General features: G+C 46.4%; 1 protein-coding gene. It reads right to left on the bottom strand.

Annotation, left to right across the window (positions count from 1 at the left end; all coding sequences use genetic code 11):
* The coding region (locus JQM82_RS15995; RefSeq protein ID WP_235251412.1) for an AAA family ATPase at positions 1–649 on the bottom strand (649 nt) is incomplete at both ends.

Consider the following 649-nt stretch of genomic DNA (forward strand, 5'->3'; position numbering starts at 1 on the left):
CCAGTGTTTCTTCATCCGGCTCCTCCAGATCGATCACCAGATTCATTCTGGAAATGACAGATTGGTTCATTTGTTTACAGCCTGCATAATCATTGTTGGTTGTAACAACGATGGTCGTATCCGGATGCCGCTTGATTACTTCCCCGTTTGGCAGAAATACACTGTTACATCTGTCAAGAAGGGAATTGAGTCCTACTAAAACACCGGGGTTTGCGATGACCGTCGGCTCCTGAAGTTCCACCAGATAACCGTGTCGGATTGCCTCAACAAGAGGGGTATCTACGTATTTAAACTTCTGGTGGGAAGACTGGTTCTTATAATGTTCATGCATTTCATCGAAGATTGTGTCGATGAGCTGTTTGTATACCACATCCTCCGTCACCTCTTCGTCATAAATACCGGTCAGCTTCTGATAAGCAGTTGCTGGGTCTAACATGATATCCTGGAAAGATGGATATTCACTCTGAAGGCTGGATAATTTTCCATCCACGTCCGGAAGAATCTGACCGAGCAGATCAAATATCTCCGTATTGGCAGAGCAGGTAATGCAACGGTAGGGCAGATGTAAGCCAGCAGCAATCGCCTTGGCACCTTCTGTTTTTCCGGTTCCTGCAGGACCCCGCAGAAGAAAATTCCGCATAGGTGAAAC

The organism is Faecalicatena contorta (genome assembly GCF_021531995.1).
GTDB classification, from domain to species: Bacteria; Bacillota; Clostridia; order Lachnospirales; family Lachnospiraceae; genus Dorea_A; species Dorea_A contorta_A.